This window comes from Pseudomonas sp. GL_103 (genome assembly GCF_057835175.1).
Genome location: NZ_CM174420.1, coordinates 1,376,364 through 1,399,239, shown reverse-complemented (window position 1 = coordinate 1,399,239; position 22,876 = coordinate 1,376,364). Strand labels below are relative to the sequence as shown.

The 22,876-nt window shown below is 60.2% G+C and carries 20 protein-coding genes and 2 tRNA genes; 17 read left to right on the top strand and 5 right to left on the bottom strand.

Annotated features, from left to right (window positions below):
- Positions 1 to 8: 8 nt before the first annotated feature.
- The 4 genes from AC3IP0_RS06290 to AC3IP0_RS06275 are packed head-to-tail and all read left to right on the top strand — an operon-like array spanning position 9 to position 3,368.
- Positions 9 to 737: an ABC transporter permease gene (locus AC3IP0_RS06290; RefSeq protein ID WP_489318628.1), complete on the top strand. Its 729-nt coding sequence runs from the start codon at positions 9 to 11 to the stop codon at positions 735 to 737.
- Complete coding sequence (locus AC3IP0_RS06285; protein ID WP_489318627.1) at positions 734 to 1,444, top strand: ABC transporter permease; 711 nt, start codon at positions 734 to 736, stop codon at positions 1,442 to 1,444. Before AC3IP0_RS06290 ends, AC3IP0_RS06285 begins: the two co-directional genes overlap by 4 nt.
- Positions 1,445 to 1,471: 27 nt before the next feature.
- On the top strand, positions 1,472 to 2,590 hold the full coding sequence (locus AC3IP0_RS06280) for a succinylglutamate desuccinylase/aspartoacylase family protein (protein WP_489318626.1): 1,119 nt from the start codon (positions 1,472 to 1,474) through the stop codon (positions 2,588 to 2,590).
- A gap of 13 nt (positions 2,591 to 2,603) precedes the next feature.
- The gene (locus AC3IP0_RS06275) at positions 2,604 to 3,368 is read left to right on the top strand and encodes an ABC transporter ATP-binding protein (RefSeq protein WP_489318625.1); all 765 of its coding nucleotides are present in this window, start codon (positions 2,604 to 2,606) and stop codon (positions 3,366 to 3,368) included.
- Between the two features lie 132 nt (positions 3,369 to 3,500).
- Here AC3IP0_RS06275 and AC3IP0_RS06270 read toward each other — a convergent pair whose 3' ends face one another.
- Entirely contained in the window at positions 3,501 to 3,710 is a 210-nt protein-coding gene (locus AC3IP0_RS06270; RefSeq protein WP_204930092.1) for a hypothetical protein, read from the bottom strand.
- 107 nt (positions 3,711 to 3,817) lie between these two features.
- Positions 3,818 to 4,384: a dCTP deaminase gene (dcd, locus tag AC3IP0_RS06265; protein ID WP_007940589.1), complete on the bottom strand. Its 567-nt coding sequence runs from the start codon at positions 4,382 to 4,384 to the stop codon at positions 3,818 to 3,820.
- Positions 4,385 to 4,737: 353 nt separating this feature from the next.
- Between dcd and AC3IP0_RS06260 the strand changes: the two genes are divergently transcribed.
- A complete protein-coding gene (locus AC3IP0_RS06260) occupies positions 4,738 to 4,947 on the top strand; it encodes a cold-shock protein (RefSeq protein WP_002554837.1) in 210 nt (69 codons plus the stop codon).
- A 148-nt stretch (positions 4,948 to 5,095) separates the two neighbouring features.
- On the opposite strand, the gene AC3IP0_RS06255 is transcribed toward AC3IP0_RS06260, so the two are convergent.
- Positions 5,096 to 6,103: a DUF481 domain-containing protein gene (locus AC3IP0_RS06255; protein WP_489318624.1), complete on the bottom strand. Its 1,008-nt coding sequence runs from the start codon at positions 6,101 to 6,103 to the stop codon at positions 5,096 to 5,098.
- A gap of 163 nt (positions 6,104 to 6,266) precedes the next feature.
- Here AC3IP0_RS06255 and AC3IP0_RS06250 point away from each other — a divergent pair, with 163 nt between their 5' ends.
- The 4 genes from AC3IP0_RS06250 (at position 6,267) to AC3IP0_RS06235 (ending at position 11,055) form a co-directional block, all read left to right on the top strand.
- Positions 6,267 to 6,620 (top strand): MGMT family protein, encoded by a 354-nt coding sequence (locus tag AC3IP0_RS06250; RefSeq protein ID WP_489318623.1) that lies wholly within the window; start codon positions 6,267 to 6,269, stop codon positions 6,618 to 6,620.
- Positions 6,621 to 6,664: 44 nt separating this feature from the next.
- On the top strand, positions 6,665 to 8,224 hold the full coding sequence (locus AC3IP0_RS06245) for an AmpG family muropeptide MFS transporter (RefSeq protein WP_489318622.1): 1,560 nt from the start codon (positions 6,665 to 6,667) through the stop codon (positions 8,222 to 8,224).
- A 142-nt stretch (positions 8,225 to 8,366) separates the two neighbouring features.
- Positions 8,367 to 10,082, top strand: a complete 1,716-nt coding sequence (locus AC3IP0_RS06240) for a proline--tRNA ligase (protein WP_489318621.1) — start codon at positions 8,367 to 8,369, stop codon at positions 10,080 to 10,082.
- A 19-nt stretch (positions 10,083 to 10,101) separates the two neighbouring features.
- Positions 10,102 to 11,055, top strand: coding sequence for a hypothetical protein (locus AC3IP0_RS06235; protein WP_489318620.1), 954 nt, complete (start codon positions 10,102 to 10,104; stop codon positions 11,053 to 11,055).
- A gap of 110 nt (positions 11,056 to 11,165) precedes the next feature.
- On the opposite strand, the gene dinB is transcribed toward AC3IP0_RS06235, so the two are convergent.
- Positions 11,166 to 12,227 carry a DNA polymerase IV gene (dinB, locus tag AC3IP0_RS06230; RefSeq protein ID WP_489318619.1) on the bottom strand — a complete coding sequence of 354 codons (1,062 nt, stop codon included), beginning with the start codon at positions 12,225 to 12,227 and terminating at the stop codon, positions 11,166 to 11,168.
- Positions 12,228 to 12,527: 300 nt separating this feature from the next.
- Here dinB and AC3IP0_RS06225 point away from each other — a divergent pair.
- The 4 genes from AC3IP0_RS06225 (at position 12,528) to AC3IP0_RS06210 (ending at position 17,133) form a co-directional block, all read left to right on the top strand.
- Positions 12,528 to 12,604, top strand: a tRNA-Met gene (locus AC3IP0_RS06225).
- A gap of 232 nt (positions 12,605 to 12,836) precedes the next feature.
- Positions 12,837 to 12,913 (top strand) — tRNA-Met (locus AC3IP0_RS06220).
- 279 nt (positions 12,914 to 13,192) lie between these two features.
- Positions 13,193 to 15,835 (top strand): bifunctional lysylphosphatidylglycerol flippase/synthetase MprF, encoded by a 2,643-nt coding sequence (mprF, locus tag AC3IP0_RS06215; protein ID WP_489326923.1) that lies wholly within the window; start codon positions 13,193 to 13,195, stop codon positions 15,833 to 15,835.
- On the top strand, positions 15,835 to 17,133 hold the full coding sequence (locus tag AC3IP0_RS06210; protein ID WP_489326922.1) for a virulence factor family protein: 1,299 nt from the start codon (positions 15,835 to 15,837) through the stop codon (positions 17,131 to 17,133). The genes mprF and AC3IP0_RS06210 overlap by 1 nt, the downstream gene beginning before the upstream one ends.
- A 254-nt stretch (positions 17,134 to 17,387) precedes the next feature.
- Here AC3IP0_RS06210 and AC3IP0_RS06205 read toward each other — a convergent pair whose 3' ends face one another.
- The gene (locus tag AC3IP0_RS06205; protein ID WP_489318616.1) at positions 17,388 to 19,289 is read right to left on the bottom strand and encodes a potassium transporter Kup; all 1,902 of its coding nucleotides are present in this window, start codon (positions 19,287 to 19,289) and stop codon (positions 17,388 to 17,390) included.
- Between the two features lie 293 nt (positions 19,290 to 19,582).
- On the opposite strand from AC3IP0_RS06205, the gene rimO reads away from it, so the two are divergent.
- The 4 genes from rimO (at position 19,583) to AC3IP0_RS06185 (ending at position 22,863) form a co-directional block, all read left to right on the top strand.
- The gene (gene rimO, locus AC3IP0_RS06200) at positions 19,583 to 20,920 is read left to right on the top strand and encodes a 30S ribosomal protein S12 methylthiotransferase RimO (protein ID WP_008052161.1); all 1,338 of its coding nucleotides are present in this window, start codon (positions 19,583 to 19,585) and stop codon (positions 20,918 to 20,920) included.
- A gap of 112 nt (positions 20,921 to 21,032) precedes the next feature.
- A complete protein-coding gene (locus AC3IP0_RS06195; protein ID WP_489318615.1) occupies positions 21,033 to 21,506 on the top strand; it encodes a GNAT family N-acetyltransferase in 474 nt (157 codons plus the stop codon).
- Between the two features lie 100 nt (positions 21,507 to 21,606).
- A complete protein-coding gene (locus AC3IP0_RS06190; protein WP_489318614.1) occupies positions 21,607 to 22,317 on the top strand; it encodes an rRNA pseudouridine synthase in 711 nt (236 codons plus the stop codon).
- 75 nt (positions 22,318 to 22,392) lie between these two features.
- Positions 22,393 to 22,863: a YehS family protein gene (locus tag AC3IP0_RS06185; protein ID WP_489318613.1), complete on the top strand. Its 471-nt coding sequence runs from the start codon at positions 22,393 to 22,395 to the stop codon at positions 22,861 to 22,863.
- Positions 22,864 to 22,876: the final 13 nt, after the last annotated feature.

Sequence of the window (22,876 nt, the reverse complement as noted above, 5' to 3'; positions counted from 1 at the left end):
GCTGATTTATGTTCGAAAACCTACTAGAAAATCTGGGGCTCTCTGCCTTCAGCCTCAAGGGCTTCGGTCCGCTGCTGATGCAAGGCACCTGGATGACGATCCAGTTGTCGGCGTTGTCGCTGTTGGTAGCCGTGTTGCTCGGGCTGCTCGGCGCCAGTGCCAAGCTGTCAAAAGTCAAACTGATGCGCGTGCCTGCCCAGCTCTACACCACACTCATTCGCGGCGTTCCGGACCTGGTCCTGATGCTGTTGATCTTCTACAGCCTGCAAACCTGGCTGACCTCTTTTACCGATTACATGGAATGGGAATACATCGAGATCAACCCGTTCAGTGCAGGGGTCATCACCCTGGGCTTCATCTACGGTGCGTATTTCACTGAAACCTTCCGTGGCGCGATTCTCGCTGTCCCACGGGGTCAGGTCGAAGCGGCCACCGCCTATGGCCTCAAGCGCGGCCAGCGTTTCTGGATCGTGGTGTTCCCGCAGATGATGCGTTATGCCCTGCCGGGTATCGGCAACAACTGGATGGTGATGCTCAAGGCAACGGCCCTGGTGTCGATCATCGGCCTCGCCGACCTGGTCAAGGCTGCCCAGGACGCCGGTAAGAGTACCTATCAGCTGTTTTACTTCCTGGTACTTGCCGCGCTGATCTATCTGGTGATCACCAGCGCGTCCAACTTCATCCTGCGCTGGCTCGAACGTCGTTACTCCGCCGGGACCCGGGAGGCCGTACGATGATCGAACTCCTGCAGGAATACTGGAAACCCTTCCTCTATAGCGACGGCAACAACATCACCGGCCTGGCCATGACCATGTGGCTGCTCAGCGCGTCGATCTTCATCGGTTTCATCGTGTCGATCCCGCTGTCCATCGCCCGCGTATCGCCGCACTTCTACATCCGTTGGCCGGTGCAGTTCTATACCTACCTGTTCCGTGGCACGCCGCTCTATATCCAGTTATTGATCTGTTACACCGGGATCTACAGCCTGGCCGCCATTCGGGCCCAGCCAGTACTGGACGCATTCTTTCGCGATGCGATGAACTGCACGATCCTGGCCTTCGCCTTGAACACCTGCGCCTACACCACGGAGATCTTCGCCGGGGCCATTCGCAGCATGAACCACGGTGAAGTCGAGGCCGCCAAGGCTTACGGCCTGACCGGCTGGAAACTGTATGCCTACGTGATCATGCCATCGGCCTTGCGTCGCTCGTTGCCGTACTACAGCAACGAAGTGATTCTGATGTTGCACTCGACCACCGTGGCCTTCACCGCGACCATCCCGGACATCCTGAAAGTCGCGCGGGACGCCAACTCGGCGACCTTCCTGACCTTCCAGTCGTTCGGCATCGCCGCGCTGATCTACCTGACCGTCACTTTTGCGCTGGTCGGCCTGTTCCGCCTTGCCGAACGCCGATGGCTGGCCTTCCTCGGGCCGACCCACTAGCACTCAACCTGCTTCAGGAAACAACAGATGCGCCACCTGAAACATGACCTGCTGGCCCCGCTGCCGGGGACCGCGAGACAGATCCACAGTTTTCACTTCGGCCCTCAACCGGCCAACGGCAAGATCTACATCCAGGCCTCCCTGCACGCCGACGAAATGCCCGGCATGCTGGTGGCCTGGCACCTCAAGCAACGCCTGGCGGAACTGGAAGCCGCCGGTCGCCTGCGCAGCGAAATCGTACTGGTGCCCGTCGCCAACCCGGTAGGCCTGGAACAGGTACTGATGGATGTGCCGCTGGGTCGCTACGAGTTGGAAAGCGGCCAGAACTTCAACCGCTGGTTCGTCGACCTCAGTGAGGAAGTCGGCAACGCGATCGAAGGCAAGCTCGGTGAGGATCCGCAGTACAACCTGCAACTGATCCGCAGCAACCTGCGCGATGCGCTGGCCCGGCAGACCGCCGGCACCCAATTGCAATCCCAGCGCCTGACCCTGCAACGATTGGCCTGCGATGCCGACATGGTGCTCGACCTGCATTGCGATTTCGAAGCGGTCGCTCACCTCTACACCACGCCGGATGCTTGGCCGCAGGTCGAGCCGCTGGCCCGCTACATCGGCGCCGAAGCCAGCCTGCTGGCAACCGATTCCGGCGGCCAGTCGTTCGACGAATGCTTCACCCTGCTCTGGTGGCAGTTGAAGGAGCGCTTCGGCGAGCAGTTCGATATTCCGCCGGGCAGTTTTTCGGTGACCGTCGAACTGCGCGGTCAGGGCGACGTCAATCACCCGCTGGCCAGCCTCGATTGCCAGGCACTGATCGATTACCTGATCCATTTCGGCGCGATCGCCGGCGAACCCGCGCCGCTGCCCGACCTGCCCTACCCGGCGACACCGCTGGCCGGTGTTGAGCCGGTGGCCACGCCAGTGGGCGGGCTGCTGGTGTTCACCGCGTTGCCGGGTGAATACCTTGAAGCCGGGCAACTGATTGCCGAGATCATTGATCCGGTCAACGATCTGGTCACTCCCGTTCATTGCGCCACAGCCGGGCTGATGTACGCCCGCTCGCTGCGCCGCATGGCCACTGCCGGCATGGTGATCGCCCACGTCGCGGGCACCGAAGCCTATCGCAGCGGCTATCTACTTTCGCCTTGAGGATGCATGCCCCATGTACAAACTGACCATCGAAGGCCTGCATAAAAGCTACGGCGACCATGAAGTCCTCAAAGGTGTTTCGCTCAAGGCCAGGACCGGTGACGTCATCAGCCTGATCGGCGCCAGCGGCTCGGGTAAAAGCACCTTTCTGCGTTGCATCAACTTCCTGGAACAACCCAACGACGGCGCCATGAGCCTCGACGGGCAGAACATCCGCATGATCAAGGATCGTCACGGCATGCACGTGGCCGACGACGATGAACTGCAGCGGATTCGCACCCGCCTGGCCATGGTGTTCCAGCACTTCAACCTGTGGAGCCACATGACGGTGCTGGAAAACATCACCATGGCCCCGCGCCGGGTGCTGGGGTGTGACAGGAAAGAAGCCGAGGACCGCGCCCGGCGCTACCTCGACAAAGTGGGGCTGGCCTCCCGTGTGGCGGACCAATACCCGGCCTTCCTGTCCGGCGGTCAGCAACAACGCGTAGCGATTGCCCGCGCACTGGCCATGGAGCCGGAAGTCATGCTGTTCGACGAACCGACCTCGGCGCTGGACCCGGAACTGGTGGGTGAAGTGCTCAAGGTGATCCAGGGCCTGGCCGAAGAAGGCCGGACCATGATCATGGTGACCCACGAAATGAGCTTCGCCCGCAAAGTGTCGAGCCAGGTGTTGTTTCTGCACCAGGGCCTGGTGGAGGAAGAAGGCGCGCCGGAGGACGTGCTAGGCAACCCGAAAAGCGAGCGGTTGAAGCAGTTCCTCAGCGGCAACCTGAAGTAACGACTACAGCAAAACCTGTGGGAGCGAGCCTGCTCGCGATAGCGCCGGTACAGCCAGCATTGATGCTGACTGATCGACCGCTATCGCGAGCAAGCTCGCTCCCACATTATTTTGATCTGTAGTAACTGGTAATCAGACGACAGGCGCAGGCGGCGGCTCATCCGGCAGCGTAGGCTCGCCCGGCTCATTAGGCTGTTCGTTCGGGGTATCAGGATCAGGCTGGCCGGGAATACCCCCTGCCATGCTGACGGGCGGGTGTGCCAACAAGGACCAGGCCAGAACGCCAACCTGATTGGGTTCAAACCTTGCCAGTTCGGCACTGATTCGCGGATCGATCTTCATTCGGCACTCCTGAGCGATGGCCCGACCCGCCTTGCGCGGATCGGAACAGTACACCCCATAGAGTGTACGCCCGCTCAGGAATTCCCGACATTTGTCAGACGGTTGACTCAGGTGCGCGGCAGAGTCACGCCACGCTGGCCCTGATACTTGCCGCCACGGTCCTTGTAGGACACTTCACATTCTTCGTCGGACTCAAGGAACAGCATCTGCGCCACGCCTTCGTTCGCGTAGATTTTCGCCGGCAGATTGGTGGTGTTGGAGAACTCCAGGGTCACATGGCCTTCCCACTCAGGCTCGAGCGGCGTGACGTTGACGATGATGCCGCAACGCGCGTAGGTGCTTTTGCCCAGGCAGATGGTCAATACGTTACGCGGAATGCGGAAATATTCGACGGTGCTGGCCAGGGCGAAGGAGTTCGGCGGAATGATGCACACGTCGCTATGGATGTCGACGAAGCTGCCGGCATCGAAGTTCTTCGGGTCGACGATGGCCGAATTGATGTTGGTGAACACCTTGAAATGATTAGTGCAACGCACATCGTAGCCGTAGCTCGACACGCCGTAGGAGATCACACGGCTATCGTCGCTGCCGCGCATCTGGCGCTCGACGAAAGGCTCGATCATGCCGTGTTCCTGCGCCATGCGGCGAATCCACTTGTCCGATTTGATGCTCATGGCGGGTGTCCTGAATAGCGAGGTCGAAAAATTCTGTCCGGCATCTTACCGGGCGCGCCGCCGGGTTCAAAGTCCGCGGTGCAATTCTCGCCGAACAGGCAGGAATTACCTGCTCTGGCGACGAACCGTCACACCGCCGATCCTTAAATCAGAGAAACCTGTGCAAGAAGCATTGGCACGTTCCGGAAAAAGGGTTAAGGTGGCGTCACTGTGCTGCTTGTGTCACTGAGAATCTCTACACGATATGTTGAATTTCGATCCAACCATCTACAAGAATTTTTCCTGCTCTTTGCACTCAGTCTCGGCCAGGGTTCTTCCTGAGTCGCAGTTATCTTTGTTCAAGGAGTTACACCATGTCTAATCGCCAAACCGGTACCGTTAAGTGGTTCAACGATGAAAAAGGCTTCGGCTTCATCACTCCACAATCCGGTGACGACCTGTTCGTTCACTTCAAAGCTATCCAGTCCGACGGCTTCAAAAGCCTGAAAGAAGGCCAACAGGTTTCTTTCATCGCTACCCGCGGTCAGAAAGGCATGCAAGCTGAAGAAGTTCAAGTTATCTAACTTGTACTTGCTTTAGTAAAAAGCCCCGCCCTCAACAGCGGGGCTTTTTTGTGGGCGGATGTTTTGTCCACACAAAAAAATCGCCGCCTTCGACAACTCCTGCAGGGTCAACCCGGGAGCTGTCGAAGGCGGCGATCTTTTGATGCTCTTACCAGGTCACGCCAAACCCTGCGGTGTAGCGTGTCTTGTCCAGATCCGAATCGTCGGTGCCGCTGATGATGTCGCGCTCCGCCTTCAAGTTCAGCGAAGCCCAGTCAGTCACCTTGTAGCGCAACCCCATCTCGGCATCGAGCGCGTAGTCGGCCACACCCGACAGCGGCTTGCCGACCTCACCATTGGTGAAGAACTCGACACGTTTGCCGACCAGGTAGCGGTTGTAGTCCCACTTCATGGCCAGGGCGTAGAAATTGTCATTGCTGCCATCGGAAAATTCATAGTCCGTACGGTTGATCAGCGAGCCCAGGGAGAACGCCCCGAGTTCGTTATCCCAGAACTGATAGCCGGGACCGGTTCCGACGGTGCGTTGACGGGAAAGGTCTTCAACCTTGTCGCGCTTGTAGACCAGGCGCCCCTGCCAAAACCATTGCTCGGTCAGGAATCGGTCGATGGAGTACTCCGCCCGCCAATTGTCCGTGGTCACCACGTCGTCCTGGAACTCACGGTTGTACTCACCTTCAGCGGTGTGCCGCCAGCGCCCGTGCCGCGCACTGGTCTTGAAATCGATGTCGTAGTCATCGGTGTCGTTTTCCGCCCGCTGATAATCCAGAGCGACATCGACGTTGCCTTTCCATACCAGATCCTCGACCACCGGTTTTGGCTTGAGAATCTGCTGGATGCTCGCCAGTTCAACCGTCTTCGGTGTCTCGCCGTTGGCCAGCGTGACCTTGCCGGCGTCTGCCGCTATCAGCGACTTGGCTTTCTCGCCACTGTAGGCATCCTGCTTGACCAGCAACTCCTGATCGCTGTCCAGGGTCTTGACCTGTTTCCAGTCGATCGTCACCGCACCGGCATACTCGGTCTGGATCAGCAGCTTGCCGCCATCGAACAGCGTGATCTTGCCGCTCAGCTTGTCACCGTTCTTCAACCACACGGTATCGGCCAGCAAGGGAGAGGATGCGCCAAGGACGGCGAGACACAGCAGGGATCTGGACAACATAAACAAAATACAGGCTCAGGCTTGCGAGAAAAGTCGGCATTATCCGTAGGAACAAGGCCCTGACAAGGACTGACCCGACTATTTCTGTTGAGTTCATTTCTCAACTTCCTGCGCAGGAATTACTCTACAGATGGTAAAGCAATCTTCCCCAGGACTGACGGACGTGACCGATCCAACCGAAGAACCCGAGAGTGCAGCGCAAATCCGACGCACGGCGCTTTATTTGACACTGGCCCAAGTACCCGAGGGCAAAGTCGTCAGCTACGGCCAACTGGCCGAGCTTGCAGGGCTGGGTCGCGCCGCCCGCTGGGTCGGTCGCACCCTCAGTCAACTGCCCGGCGACAGCAAGTTGCCCTGGCACCGCGTTCTGGGCGCAAACGGGCGCATCAGCCTGCCGGCGGGCAGCCCTTCGGGTGATGAGCAGCGCGCACGATTACGCATGGAGGGCATCAGTATCCTGAATAATCGTGTTGATATTCAGCGCCATGGCTGGCGTCCGGTAGAGCACAGCGGTTAGAGTGCGCGCTTTGTTTCCGTATTTCTTGAGGCAGACTCCAGCCCATGCCCCGTAAAACCTGGCGCGCCGCGCTCGCCGCTTATGCCAGCCCCTCGACACTCGTGCTGTTGCTGCTTGGTTTCGCCGCCGGCCTGCCCTACATGCTGGTGTTTTCGACACTTTCAGTCTGGCTGCGTGAAGCTGGCGTGGCTCGTGAAACCATTGGCTATGCAAGCCTGATCGGCCTGGCGTATGCCTTCAAATGGGTCTGGTCACCCTTGCTCGACCAATGGCGACTGCCATTGCTCGGTAAACTCGGTCGACGACGATCCTGGCTCGTGCTGTCCCAGGCACTGGTCATCCTCGGCCTGATCGGGATGGGTTTCTGCGACCCGCAAAAGCATTTGTCCTGGCTGATCGCCATTGCCGTTGTCGTCGCTTTCGCATCAGCGACGCAGGACATCGCGGTCGACGCCTACCGCCTGGAGATCGCCGAAGACAACCGCCAGGCTGCACTGGCCGCCAGTTACATGTCCGGTTACCGGGTCGCTGCGCTGCTGGCTACCGCAGGCGCGCTCTACTTCGCCGAAGGCTTTGGCTCCACCGGCTTCAACTACAAGCATTCGGCCTGGGCCGGCACTTACATTCTGTTCGGCGCCCTGATGGTCCCGGCACTGCTGACCAGCCTGTTCATGCGCGAACCGCCGGTGCCATTGCGCACGCAACTGCAGGCCGGTCGATACAGCTTCGTACACCAACTGGCGTCGGTCTTCGTGCTGATCGTGCTACTGGTTTCGGTGCCGGCCATGTTCACCCAGCTCTACAACACCGACTTCGCCAGCGTACTGTTCGAAGGCGTGAGCCCGGTCGACCTGCTGCTCGAAGACCGCGCGCTCCTGCGGGCCATTCTCTACATCACGCTCACCGCCCTGTGCCTCTCGGCCATGGGCCGTCGTGGCCTGGCGCCAGTGCTGACACCGGTCAACGACTTCATCCTGCGATACCGCTGGCAAGCGCTGCTGCTGCTCGGCTTGATCGCCACCTATCGGATGTCCGATACGGTCATGGGCGTGATGGCCAACGTGTTCTACATCGACCAGGGTTTCACCAAGGACCAGATCGCCAGCGTCAGTAAAATCTTCGGCCTGATCATGACCCTGGTCGGCGCCGGCATGGGCGGCCTGCTGATCGTGCGTTTCGGCATCCTGCCGATCCTGTTCATCGGCGGTGTCGCATCCGCGGCGACCAACATCCTGTTCCTGATGCTCGCCGACATGGGCCCCAACCTGAACATGCTGGTGCTGACCATCTCCCTGGACAACTTCAGCTCGGGCCTGGCGACCTCGGCGTTCGTCGCCTACCTGTCGAGCCTGACCAACCTCAAGTTCTCCGCCACCCAATACGCCCTGCTCAGCTCGATCATGCTGTTGCTGCCACGCCTGATCGGCGGCTACTCCGGGGTCATGGTGGAAAAATTCGGTTACCATGACTTCTTCCTGATCACCGCCCTGCTAGGCGTCCCGACCCTGCTGTTGATCGCCTTGCACTGGTTCCAGGAGAACCGCCGTGCAGGCCCGACACCGACACCGGAACCGGTGCAGACTCCGGTCGCCGAAGAGTCGTAGGCTCTTACGCAGGAAGAATCGCGGATGGCCGAGTGAATCGCGCCCTCCTGCCACACCACCGACCGCACGCCTGTACGCCAGCGGATCTCGCCCGTACAATGCTCCGTCATTTCTCGTCATCAGCAATCGATAACGGCCAACCATGCGCACCAGTCAATTTTTGCTCGCCACACAAAAAGAAACGCCTTCCGACGCGGTCGTGATCAGCCACCAGCTGATGCTGCGCGCCGGCATGATCCGCAAGCTCGCCTCGGGCCTGTACACCTGGCTGCCGATGGGCTTGCGGGTAATGCGCAAGGTCGAAGCCGTCGTTCGTGAAGAAATGAACGCCGCCGGCTCTCTCGAAGTGTTGATGCCGAGCACGCAACCGGCTGAGCTGTGGCAGGAATCCGGCCGCTGGGAAGAGTACGGCCCTGAATTGCTGCGCTTCAAGGATCGCCATGGTCGCGACTTCTGTGCCGGCCCGACCCACGAAGAAGTCATCACCGATCTGATGCGCAACGAATTGAGCAGCTACAAGCAGCTGCCGATCAACCTGTACCAGATCCAGACCAAATTCCGTGACGAAATCCGCCCACGCTTCGGCTTGATGCGCGGCCGCGAATTCATCATGAAGGACGCCTACTCGTTCCACGCAGACCAGTCTTCGCTGCAAGTCACCTACGACCGCATGCACCAGGCCTACTGCAACGTGTTCACCCGTCTGGGCCTGAAGTTCCGCCCTGTAGAAGCCGACAACGGCTCCATCGGCGGTGCCGGCTCCCACGAATTCCACGTGCTGGCCGAGTCCGGTGAAGACGACATCGTCTTCAGCAACGGTTCCGACTACGCGGCGAACATCGAGAAAGCCGAAGCCGTGCCCCGCGAGACCTCGCGTGCCGCACCAAGCGAAGAGCTGCGCCTGGTCGACACCCCGAACGCCAAGACCATTGCGCAACTGGTCGAAGGCTTCAACCTGCCGATCGAGAAAACCATCAAGACCCTCGTGGTGCACGCAGAAGAGAAAGGCAAGCTGATTGCCCTGATCATCCGTGGCGACCATGAGCTGAACGAAATCAAGGCCGCCAACCAGCCAGGCGTTGCCAGCCCGCTGGTCATGGCTTCGGAAAGCGAACTGCGCGAGGCCATTGGCGCCGGTGCCGGTTCCCTCGGCCCGTTGAACCTGCCGCTGCCGATCATCATCGACCGCTCGGTCGAGCTGATGAGCGACTTCGGCATCGGTGCCAACATCGATGACAAACACTACTTCGGCGTGAACTGGGAGCGCGACCTGCCTGTTCCGACCGTTGCCGACCTGCGCAACGTCGTGGCCGGCGACCCGAGCCCGGACGGCAAGGGCACCCTGGAGATCAAGCGCGGCATCGAAGTCGGGCACATCTTCCAGCTGGGCAACAAGTACAGCAAAGCGATGAAATGCGAAGTGCTGGGCGAGAACGGCAAGCCGGTCACCCTGGAAATGGGTTGCTACGGTATCGGCGTGTCCCGCGTCGTGGCGGCTGCCATCGAGCAGAACAACGACGAAAACGGGATCATCTGGAGCGACACCCTTGCGCCATTCCAGATTGCCCTGGTGCCGCTGCGCTACGAGACCGAGCAGGTTCGCGAAGCCACCGACAAGCTGTACGCGGAACTCACCGCTGCCGGCTTCGAAGTGCTGCTGGATGACCGCGACAAGAAAACCAGCCCGGGTATCAAGTTCGCGGACATGGAACTGATCGGCATTCCACACCGGATCGTGGTCAGCGACCGCGGCCTGGCCGAAGGCAACCTGGAATACAAGAGCCGTACCGAGGCCGACGCACAAGCGCTGCCGGTCGCCGACGTACTGTCCTTCCTTCAGGCCCGCATCCGCCGCTGATAGCAGATATAGAGACGTCATGTTCAAGCGAAACACCTTAGGCCTCGGTGGCGCCGCCTTGTGCGGCGCCCTGCTGGTCAGCGGCTGTGCCAATCACATGTCACAACGCAGCGAGCACGAGGAACGGGTCGAGCGCAAATTGCTCGATCACAGCCTGCAGATCGATGTCGGTGAGCCCAAGGTGCTTGAGCTGCCGCAACGGCGGGTGAAAATCCACGAGCAGAAGACTTTCGAAGTCACCGAGTACGAAGTCACTCGTCACTACGACCGCTATACGCCGTACCAACCCTGGCGGGAGATTTACGAAATCCCGCTGGGTGCGGTGGCCGTGGTGGCGGGTGTCGGTGCCAACGTGGTCAATGTGTTCGCCCTCGGCAATCTGCCGGACAGCGTGACCAAGGACTGGCTGAGCTACGGTTTCGCCGGGCTCAACCCGTTCATGAACGTGCAGTCCCACGGTCGCGCGCAGCAGAACCTGGCCGGCATTGATGAAGTCCAGCGCGACAAGCGCACGGAGTACTCAAGCCTGCCCTGGAGCGAGCGCCCGGTCGAGGTCAAGGCCGGCAAGGAAACCTTCGAACTGACCACCGACAAAAACGGCGTGTTGCGCCTGAATCTGTTGGACAACCCGTTCGCCGAACATGACATCAATCATCTGAGCCGGTTGCTGATTCGTGTCGAGGATGCCCAGGACGACGTACACAGCGACTCCTCGCTAGCCGTCAGCAGCACCTTGCGCAGCAAGCTCTATGAGGCCCACGGGCTGATTTATGACGATCTCGAAGGCGACGAAGTCAATCAGTGGGTCCACCGGGTCAAGCGCCTGTCGGAACTGGGCCTTGAAGAAGAAGCCAGCGAACTGGAACAGAGCCTGATCGAACTGACGCGCAACGATCCAGAATTGCAGACCGAATTCCTCAAGTCACTGGCCCGCAATGGCGAGCGATTGGTGGCGAATCCGGGGCTGAACTAAGAGCCAAAAGCTTCGCGAGCAGGCTCGCTCCCACACTGGATTTGTGAACACTTCAAATCCCCTGTGGGAGCGAGCCTGCTCGCGATGATGCCCTCACATTCACCACTCGACTACCGCTCAAACAACTCCATCTGCTCGAACCCGCCCCGCAAGTCCTCCAGCCGCACGCCGACACCCAACAACCGCACCGGTTTACCACCGCGATTGAAAGCCTGGGTCAGCATCAACTGATAACTGCCCAGATCCCGCCCTGCCCCGGCCTGCTCCAATGTAGTCTGGGTGAAGTCGTGGAACTTCACTTTGACGAATGGCTTGCCCGGACGATAGCTGCTGTCGATCCGCGCCATGCGGCCAGCCAGGATCTCCAGCAGCTCGGGTAACTTGTCCAGGCAACTCTTCAGGTCCGGCAGGTCAACGTCGTAGGTATTTTCAACACTGATCGACTGACGACGACTGTCGTTGTGCACCACACGGTCATCGATTCCACGGGCCAGGCTCCAGAGTCGCTCGCCAAAGCTGCCGAACTCACGCACCAGCGCCAACTTGTCCCACTCGCGCAATTGCAGGCAATCGGTGATCCCCAGTCTGCCGAGTTTGTCGGCGGTGACTTTGCCGACCCCGTGCAATTTGCTCACCGGCAAGCCACTGACAAAGTCCTCGACCTGGTCCGGAGTAATGACGAACAGGCCGTTGGGCTTTTTCCAGTCACTGGCGATCTTGGCCAGAAACTTGTTCGGCGCCACGCCCGCCGACACAGTGATATGCAACTGTTTGGAGACCCGGCGCCGGATGTCCTGGGCGATTCGCGTCGCACTGCCCGCGAAATGCGCGCTGTCCGACACATCGAGGTACGCCTCATCGAGCGAGAGCGGCTCAATGATCTCGGTGTAATCGCGAAAGATCGTGTGAATTTCCCTGGACGCTTCTCTATAGGCATCCATCCGTGGCTTGACGATGGTCAGGTCCGGGCACAACTTCAAGGCATGCCCGGAGGACATCGCCGAACGCACCCCGTACGCTCGCGCCTCATAATTACAGGTGGCGATCACCCCGCGCCGGTCCGCCGACCCACCTACCGCCAGTGGTTTACCGGCGAGGCGTGGGTCGTCGCGCATCTCGATGGCTGCATAGAAGCAGTCACAATCGACGTGGATGATCTTGCGTTGGGTCATAGCAAAGCCGTGTTCATGGCAAAGAAAAGGCGTCATGGCGTGCCGGACAAACAGTATCTCACCGACACCTGTATATAGCACCAGTAGTCTGAATGTTCTTTTCCATTCGTAGGAAGAGTCGATTGTGAATTTATTTTTTCAATCGAAAAATTACTTTCAATAGACGCGCAGGCCTTGTCCTGCCTGCCTCACAGACCGGTCGATCGCCCCTTTTGATCGCTAACCGATTGAACGGGAAGAGGTTTTATCGGAATTGGAGGTTGACACCCGAGCGCATCTCTATAGAATGAGCCACACAGACGCGGGATGGAGCAGTCTGGTAGCTCGTCGGGCTCATAACCCGAAGGTCGTCGGTTCAAATCCGGCTCCCGCAACCAAACATCAAAAAAGGCTACTCGAAAGAGTGGCCTTTTTTGTGCGCGCTCGTTTTGTAGTACCGAATGCCGGAACAAGGCCTGGACGCTCAACGATACCGAAACTGGAAATCGTTCTGATTCCGAAACTTAGGCCATCCCTGCGACCGTTTGACGCGATTCAACGTTTATTTGACCTGCTTCAGGATTAACGGTTGACACACCGGCGTATCTCTATAGAATGCCGCCACACAGACGCGGGATGGAGCAGTCTGGTAGCTCGTCGGGCTCATAACCCGAAGGTCGTCGGTTCAAATCCGGCTCCCGCAACCAAACATCAAAAAAGGCTACTCGAAAGAGTGGCCTTTTTTGTATCTGTTGAAAAAGTCCTTTCGCAACAATGACCTGTCACTGTGTAGCAAGCCGTTTGGGGAGCCCCCATGCGCCGGGTTCAGACTATGCTCTATCACAGGCTGAAGCCTTCACGACTGATAACGCGCCGTCTCCGTTGCCCGGTGATAGGCGTTGATATTTGTGATTATTTTTTTCTACAGGGATTGGTAACTTGGCTGGATACCTCCATCCTGTCGCGCACAATCCAAGAGGTGATTGATGCGCGCCAACTCGTCTGATTCACAAGACACTGTCACAGCGGAACAACCGATCAATGCCGAGCGCCTGCGCCTGCTTGATCGATTGAGCAAGTACCGTCAACCCATTGGCCTGGCGGTCACCCTGCTGCTGTTCGCGATCGCGCTGATTGCCTGTCGTCACCTGTTGAGCGAACTCGACCTTTACGCGCTGCACGACTCGATCCTCGAAGTTCCGAAACCTGCCTTGATGGGCGCACTGGGCGCCACCGTGGTGGGTTTCATCATTTTGCTCGGCTACGAATGGTCGGCCAGCCGCTATGCCGGGGTGAGCCTGGCACCGCGCGAGTTGGCGCTGGGTGGCTTCACGGCCTTTGCCATCGGCAACGCCATCGGTCTTTCAATGTTGTCGGGCGGCTCGGTCCGCTATCGCCTCTATGCCCGTCATGGCCTGGGAGCGGCTGAAGTCGCCCGCATGACGTTGTTCGCCAGCCTCTCGCTGGGTTGCGCCCTACCACCGCTGGCCGCCCTGGCGACGCTCAGCGACCTGCCAGCCGCCTCCGCCGCCCTGGGGCTCTCCGAGACGTTGCTGGGCGTGGTGGCGAGCGCCGTGCTCGTGCTGTTTGCGGTGCTGGCCATCGGTATCTACCGTCGTCGGCTGCCGGAGCAGCCTTACCCGGACAACCTGCTGGTCAGGGTCGGGCGCCGCACCTTGCGCCTGCCCGGACGTCGCCTGACGTTCCTGCAATTGATCATCACCGCCCTGGACGTAGCGGCCGCCGCGACCGTGCTCTATCTGCTGCTGCCGGAAGCACCGCCCTTCGGTGCGTTCCTTCTGGTTTACCTGCTGGCTCTGGCCGCCGGTGTGCTCAGCCATGTGCCGGGCGGTGTCGGGGTGTTCGAGGCGATTTTGCTGGCGGCGTTTTCCGAGACCCTTGGCGCTGCGCCACTGGCAGCCGCCCTGCTGCTCTATCGCTTGATCTACGTGGTCCTGCCCTTGTTGGTGGCCTGCCTGTTGTTGCTGATCAACGAAGGTCAGCGCCTGTTCCAGACACGCCAGACGTTGCGCGCAGCCTCGGGCCTGGCGGCTCCGATACTGGCGGTGCTGGTGTTCCTGTCCGGTGTTGTCCTGCTGTTCTCCGGCGCCACCCCGGAAATCGATACCCGCCTGGAACACATCGGATTTCTGATCCCCCATCGACTGGTCGATGCTTCGCACTTTGGCGCCAGCCTGGTCGGCGTGCTTTGCCTGTTGCTGGCCCAGGGGCTGCGTCGCCGACTGTCGGCCGCATGGATGCTGACCACCATTCTGCTGCTGGTCGGCGCCCTGCTCTCGCTGCTCAAAGGCTTCGACTGGGAAGAAGCCAGCCTGATGGTGCTGACGGCGAGCCTGCTCGGGGTATTTCGCCGCTCGTTCTATCGCCCCAGCCGCCTGACCGAACTGCCATTCTCGCCGCTGTATCTGGTGGCCAGCCTGTGCGTGCTCGGTGCATCGATCTGGTTGCTGCTGTTCGCCTATCAGGACGTTCCGTACAGCCACCAACTCTGGTGGCAGTTCACCCTCGACGCCGACGCCCCTCGCGGCCTGCGTTCGCTGCTCGGGGCTGCCGTGCTGCTGGTGGTGGTGTCCCTGACCTGGTTGCTGCGCACCGCGCGTCCGGTCATTCACCTGCCGACGCCCGACGAACTGGAGCGCGCCAGCAAGATCCTCATGGCATCGGCCCAACCGGATGGCGGCCTGGCCCTGACCGGTGACAAGGCGTTGCTGTTTCACCCCAATGACGAAGCGTTCCTGATGTACGCCCGTCGCGGCCGTAGTCTGGTGGCGTTGTATGACCCGATCGGTCCGGGCCAGCAACGGGCGGAAATGATCTGGCAGTTCCGCGACCTGTGCGACATCCACCATGCCCGTCCCGTGTTCTATCAAGTGCGCGCCGAGAACCTGCCGTACTACATGGACATCGGCCTGACCGCGATCAAGCTCGGCGAAGAAGCCCGGGTCGACCTCAAGCGTTTTGATCTCGAAGCCAAGGGCAAAGAGATGAAGGACCTGCGCTACACCTGGAACCGTGGCAGCCGTGACGGCCTGTCCCTGGAAATCCATGAGCCGGGCCAGGCGCCGATGGATGAGCTCAAGGTGATTTCCGATGCCTGGCTGACCGGCAAGAACGTCCGGGAGAAAGGCTTCTCGCTGGGCCGCTTCAGCGATGACTACCTCAAGCATTTCCGCATTGCAGTGATTCGTTTCGAAGGACGCCCGGTGGCGTTCGCCAACCTGCTCGAGACCTACGGCCATGACCTGGCCAGCCTCGACCTGATGCGCGCGCACCCGGATGCCCCGAAGCTGACCATGGAGTACATGATGGTCGGCCTGATTCAACATTATAAAAACCATGGATACGCGCGTTTCAGCCTGGGCATGGTGCCGTTGTCGGGGCTGCAACCCCGTCGTGGCGCACCACTTACCCAGCGCTTGGGCTCGATGGTATTCCGCCGTGGTGAGCAGCTGTACAACTTCCAGGGCTTGCGCCGCTTCAAAGACAAGTTCCAGCCTGACTGGGAACCCCGTTATATGGCCGTGCCCGCCGGACTCGATCCGCTGGTTGCGCTGGCCGACACTGCTGCCCTGATCGCGGGCGGCTTGACCGGATTGGTGAAACGCTGATGATTCAACGCTCCTTGCGGTATGTATTGGGCACACTGGTGATAGTGGCCCTGATTCTCGGTGGCGGTTTCTGGTACCTGAAACGCCCGGCACCGGAACCGACCCTCGAATTGCTGACTCCGGCCGATGGTGCGGCGATGACCCGTGTCATCCCCGGCACCACGCCACGCGCCCAGGTGCTGGTGGCGGTCAACGAAGACCAGAAACTCAGCGACAAGCAATTGATGACCCTGAGCCGCAGTGGCGCGGCGCAAATTGTCCAGGTGATCCTGCCCAAGGATTGCCTGTTGCAAAGCCGCGCCCTGCAATCGGGCCTGCGCGAACTCAAAGGCCCGGCGACCCTGGTCAGCGGCATCGGCCCTGGCGCCGTGCTGGCCTGGCGCTGGTTGTCCGAGCAGAAGAATGACAAGGCCCAGGCCGTGTCGGTGGACCTGGCACTGGAGAAACCCGGCGGCTGCACTCACCTGCTGCCGAAAAGCGCCGCCCATGGCCACTGGCTGGCGGCGTGGAACGACAACCCGGACGACACCAGCGCCGGCTTCGTGCGTGATCAACCGAACGCCGAAACCAGCATCAGCGACTACGACATCAACCTGCCGCAAGTGCTGAACAACGAACTGCGCAAGATCCTCGTCGGTGGCGACAAAGCCGCTGGCGGCCTGCAGATCCCGGTGGTCGAAGTGCCAGCGGGCCAGGCCAGGGACACCGTGACCCTGTTCCTGTCCGGTGACGGCGGCTGGCGCGACCTCGACCGCGACGTGGCGGGCGAGATGGCCAAGATCGGCTACCCGGTGGTCGGCATCGACACCCTGCGCTACTACTGGCAGCACAAGAGCCCGGAGCAAAGCGCGCTGGACCTGGCTGAACTGATGCAACACTACCGGCAGAAATGGGGCACCAAACGCTTCATCCTGACCGGTTACTCGTTCGGCGCCGACGTACTGCCGGCGATCTACAACCGCCTGGCCGAATCGGAACAGCAACGCGTCGACGCAATCATCCTGCTGGCCTTCGCCCGTACCGGCAGCTTCGAGATCGAAGTCGAAGGCTGGCTCGGCAACGCCGGCAAGGAAGCCGCCACCGGCCCGGAAATGGCCAAGCTGCCAGCTGCCAAGGTGGTGTGCATCTACGGCGAAGAAGAAACCGACGAGAGTGGCTGCACCGACAAGACGGCGGTGGGCGAAGCCATCAAGCTGCCTGGCGGCCACCACTTCGACGAGAACTACCCGGCGCTGGCCAAGCGCCTGGTGGATGTGATCGAGAAGCGGCAGGTGAAGGAAACGGCCGCTCAGGAATGATCCGGCCCCGCTGAACAAGAGCCCTCGCTACTTCAAGGTCGCGAGGGCTTTCTCATTCTAGCGTGCACCACACATCCCCTGTGGGAGCGAGCCTGCTCGCGATAGCAGACTTTCAGTCACCTTAAATGCTGAATGTCAGTCCGCCTTCGCGAGCAGGCTCGCTCCCACAAGGGATCGTCACCGGTCTCAGAAATTGCATTGAGCACAAAAAAGCCCCCGCTGCCGCAATGGCAACGGGGGCTTTTTGATGGGACTTACATCTCCACCTGCGTCCCCAACTCAATCACCCGGTTCAACGGCAGATTGAAGAAGCGCAAATTGCCGTTGGCGTTCTGCAACATGAAGGCAAACAACCCCTCGCGCCAACGGGCCATGCCTTCGAGCTTGGAGGCAATGACCGTCTCGCGGCTGAGGAAGTAGGTGGTACGCATCGGGCTGAAATCCAGTTCATCGAGGTGGCACAGTTTCAGCGCCTGCGGTACGTCCGGCTCATCGGTGAATCCGAAATGCAGGATTACGCGGAAGAAACCTTCGCCGTAGGAATCGACCTCGAAGCGCCGTTGCGGTGGCACCCGCGGGATGTCTTCGTACACCACCGTCAGCAACACCACTTGCTCGTGCAACACCTGGTTATGCAGCAGGTTGTGCAACAACGCATGGGGCACGGCATCCGCCCGCGCTGTCAGGAACACGGCGGTGCCCTGAACTCGATGGGGCGGTTGTACGGCAATGCTGCTGATAAAGATCGGCAGCGGCAATCCACCCTCATCGATGCGCTCGACCAGCAACTGCTTGCCGCGCTTCCAGGTAGTCATCAACACAAACAGCACAATACCGGCGATCACCGGGAACGCCCCGCCCTGGACGATTTTCGGCACGTTGGCGGCAAAGTACAGGCCGTCCACCAGCAGGAAACCGAGCAGCAAAGGAACTGCGAGAAGCGGTGGCCATTTCCACAACAGCAGTATCACTGCCGCCACCAGGATGGTGGTCATCAGCATGGTCCCGGTCACCGCCACACCATAGGCCGAGGCCAGGGCACCGGAGGATTCGAAGCCCAGCACCAGCAGCACCACGCCGACCATCAGCGCCCAGTTCACCGCGCCAATGTAGATCTGGCCCTGTTCTGCACTGGAGGTGTGCCGGATGTGCATGCGCGGAATGTAACCGAGCTGGATCGCCTGACGGGTCAGGGAGAACGCACCGGAAATCACCGCTTGCGAGGCAATCACCGTGGCCAGGGTCGACAGGCCGACCAGCGGGATCAATGCCCAGCTGGGTGCCAGCAGGTAGAACGGGTTGCGGGCCGCTTCCGGGTCACCCAGCAACAAGGCACCTTGACCAAAATAATTGAGCACCAGCGCCGGCAGTACCAGGAGAAACCAGGCGCGAGCAATCGGCTTGCGACCGAAGTGGCCCATGTCCGCGTACAGCGCTTCGGCACCGGTCAATGCCAGTACTACAGCGCCGAGAATTGTCACGCCCATGCCCGGGTGGTCGATGAAGAAGCGCACGCCCCACACCGGATTCATTGCCTGCAATACTTCCGGGTGTTGAAGGATGCCGTAGACGCCCAACGCGCCCAACACCAAAAACCAGGCGACCATGATCGGCCCGAACAGAATGCCGATCCGCGCCGTACCATGACTCTGGATCAGAAACAGCGCGACCAGCACCACCACCGACAGCGGCACGACCCAATGGTCGATACCTTCGAAGGCCAGCCCCAGGCCTTCAATCGCCGACAGCACGGAAATCGCCGGGGTAATCATGCTGTCGCCATAGAACAACGCCGCGCCGATCAGTCCGCAGACCACCAGCAACGTGCGCAATTTGGCGTGCCCCGCCGCCGCCCGCCGGGCCAGTGCGGTCAAGGCCATGATCCCGCCTTCGCCCTGGTTGTCGGCGCGCAGTACAAACATCATGTACTTGATCGACACGACCCAGATCAGCGACCAGAAAATGAGTGCCAGAATCCCCAGCACCCCGTCATGGTTGACCGGCACGCCATAGCCGCCGGAAAACACTTCCTTGAGGGTGTACAACGGACTGGTGCCGATATCGCCATAAACCACCCCGACTGCCGCGACCAGCATGCCGATCGGCTTCACCGCCGAATGCTCGGCACCTGCAGCCTGACTACTTGCCTGACCCATCCACCACTCCTACTTCTCAGACCCGGGCTTCTTTGAAAGAAGCACTATGCTTTGTCGTGCAGCATGCGCTGTTTTACTTCACGTTACAGACGTTTTGTTGACAGTAAAAAATCAGTAAAGCGTAACGGCGCGAAGCATAGCGCAGCACTCGTCGTATTTCCCTGCATAAAGCTGGTCAAGTGAACGACTCATCGCTAGAATTGCGCACTTTTTGATCAGAGGCGCAGTTCAAGCGCCCGTCCGTCGGTTTTGCCCTGTCCGGCAAGCGGCGTCACAAAATACCGAGGTTAGACATGTCCACCACTCCTGCGCCGGCCAATCCAAAGGTTGGCTTCGTATCCCTGGGTTGCCCCAAAGCACTGGTCGACTCCGAGCGCATCCTTACCCAGCTGCGCATGGAAGGCTATGACGTGGTGTCCACCTACCAGGACGCCGACGTCGTGGTAGTCAACACGTGCGGCTTCATCGATTCGGCCAAGGCCGAGTCCCTGGAAGTGATCGGCGAAGCCATCAAGGAAAACGGCAAGGTCATCGTGACCGGCTGCATGGGCGTCGAAGAAGGCAATATCCGCAACGTACACCCGAGCGTGCTGGCCGTGACCGGTCCGCAGCAGTACGAGCAAGTGGTCAACGCAGTGCACGAAGTCGTGCCGCCGCGCCAGGACCACAACCCGCTGATCGACCTGGTGCCGCCGCAAGGCATCAAGCTGACTCCGCGCCACTACGCCTACCTGAAGATTTCCGAAGGCTGTAACCACAGCTGCAGCTTCTGCATCATCCCGTCGATGCGCGGCAAGCTGGTCAGCCGTCCGGTGGGTGATGTGCTCGACGAGGCCCAGCGCCTGGTCAAGTCCGGTGTCAAAGAGCTGTTGGTGATCTCCCAGGACACCAGCGCCTACGGCGTCGACGTGAAGTACCGCACCGGTTTCTGGAACGGCGCGCCGGTGAAAACCCGCATGACCGAACTCTGCGAAGCCCTGAGCACCCTCGGCGTCTGGGTTCGTTTGCACTACGTTTATCCGTACCCGCACGTTGACGAGCTTATCCCGTTGATGGCCGCCGGCAAGATCCTGCCGTACCTGGACATCCCGTTCCAGCACGCCAGCCCGAAAGTGCTGAAGTCGATGAAACGCCCGGCCTTCGAAGACAAGACCCTGGCGCGGATCAAGAACTGGCGCGAAATCTGCCCGGACCTGATCATCCGTTCGACCTTCATCGTCGGCTTCCCGGGCGAGACCGAAGAAGACTTCCAGTACCTGCTGAACTGGCTGACCGAAGCCCAGCTCGACCGCGTCGGCTGCTTCCAGTACTCGCCGGTAGAAGGCGCACCGGCCAATGACCTGGACCTGGAAGTCGTCCCGGACGACGTCAAGCAGGACCGTTGGGAGCGCTTCATGGCGCACCAGCAGGCCATCAGCTCGGCACGCCTGCAAATGCGCATCGGCCGCGAGATCGAAGTGCTGGTCGATGAAGTCGACGAGCAAGGCGCGGTGGGCCGCTGCTTCTTCGATGCCCCGGAAATCGACGGCAACGTATTCATCGACAACGGCAGCAACCTCAAGCCGGGCGACAAGGTCTGGTGCAAAGTGACCGACGCCGACGAATACGATCTGTGGGCTGAGCAGATCTAAACGCAAAAAATACGCAAAGCCCCGCTCTCTTGACGAGATGCGGGGCTTTTTTACGGCTATTGTTTGAGGTTGAAAGGATTCCTATCAACCACCGCACAAGAGGCAGACGGGCATGCGTCAGCATTCGGTCATCCACACGCCGAAACTCGGCGACTATGAAGAATTGACCCGGGTCTGGGAGGCCTCGGTACGCGCCACCCACGACTTTCTGCCAGACAGCTATATCGAACTGTTGAAAAACCTGGTGCTGACTCGCTACCTCGACTCGGTGATGCTGATCTGCACCAAGGATTCGAGCCAGCGCATCACCGGGTTCGCCGGCGTCGCGGCCGGCAAGATCGAAATGCTCTTCATCGCCCCCGACCACCGCGGCCAGGGCCTGGGCAAGAAATTGTTGCGCTATGCCCTGGAACACCTGAACGCCTATGAACTGGACGTCAACGAACAGAACCCGCAAGCCCTCGGCTTTTACTTCAAGCAAGGCTTCGAGGTCATCGGTCGCTCGGAGGTCGATGGCATGGGGCAGCCGTATCCACTGCTGCACATGCGTATGCGTCAGGCTGAAAAACTCACGCGCAATGGCTGACACACCATAAATCCAAAAAAAAACATGCATTGAAATGGAACCGGGATTAACCGGCGCCAGGCAGGTACAATGCCCACCCCCTTTTTGTTACGGCCCTGACATGACTGACCCGATTCGTCTCTCCAAACGCCTCATCGAACTCGTCGGCTGTTCCCGTCGGGAGGCTGAGCTGTTCATCGAGGGCGGCTGGGTCACCGTCGACGGTGTGGTCATCGACGAGCCGCAATTCAAGGTCGACACCCAGAAAGTCGAGCTTGATCCAGAAGCCAAGGCCACCGCTCCGGAACCGGTGACCCTGCTGCTCAATGTGCCCGCCGGCATGGACGCAGACACCGCCATGGCCACCCTCGGCGCCGAGACCCTGAGCGAAGAGCACCGCTACGGCAAGCGCCCGTTGCGCGGGCACTTCCTGCGCCTGACCGCCAGCACCGACCTGCAGGCCAACGCCAGCGGTTTGCTGGTGTTCACCCAGGACTGGAAAATCCTGCGCAAACTCACCGCCGACTCCAGCAAGATCGAGCAGGAGTATGTGGTCGAGGTTGAAGGCGAGATGGTGGCCCACGGCCTGAACCGCCTGAACCACGGCCTGACCTACAAGGGCAAGGAGTTGCCGGCGGTCAAGGCCAGCTGGCAGAACGAGAACCGCCTGCGCTTTGCCATGAAGAACCCGCAACCGGGGATCATCGCCCTGCTCTGCCAGGCAGTCGGCCTAAAGGTCGTCGGTATCCGTCGCATCCGCATCGGCGGCGTGTCCATCGGCAAAGTGCCGATGGGGCAATGGCGCTACCTGTCCGGCAAAGAGAAGTTCTAAGGCTTTTCTCGCCGCCACACATTTCGGCGCCGCGCCTGGCCGCGACGCCCACAGCTGAATATCAGGACTGCACACATGATTCATAACGACGTACTGCGCAGCGTGCGCTACATGCTCGACATCAGCGACAAGAAAGTCATCGAGATCATCAAGCTCGGCGGCCTGGACGTGACCCTGCCGGACCTGCTGACCTACCTCGACAAGAAAGAGGAAGACGAGGAAGGCTTCGTACGCTGCCCGGACGAAGTCATGGCGCACTTCCTCGACGGCCTGGTGGTCTTCAAGCGCGGCAAGGACGAAAGCCGTCCGCCGCAGCCGATCGAAGTACCGGTGACCAACAACATCATCCTGAAAAAGCTGCGGGTGGCGTTCGAGCTCAAAGAAGACGACATGCACGCGATCCTCAAGGCCGCCGAGTTCCCGGTGTCCAAGCCTGAGCTGAGCGCACTGTTTCGCAAGTTCGGCCACACCAACTATCGCCCGTGCGGCGACCAGCTGCTGCGCAACTTCCTCAAGGGCCTGACCTTGCGCGTTCGCCCGCAATAAACGCCCGCTGGCC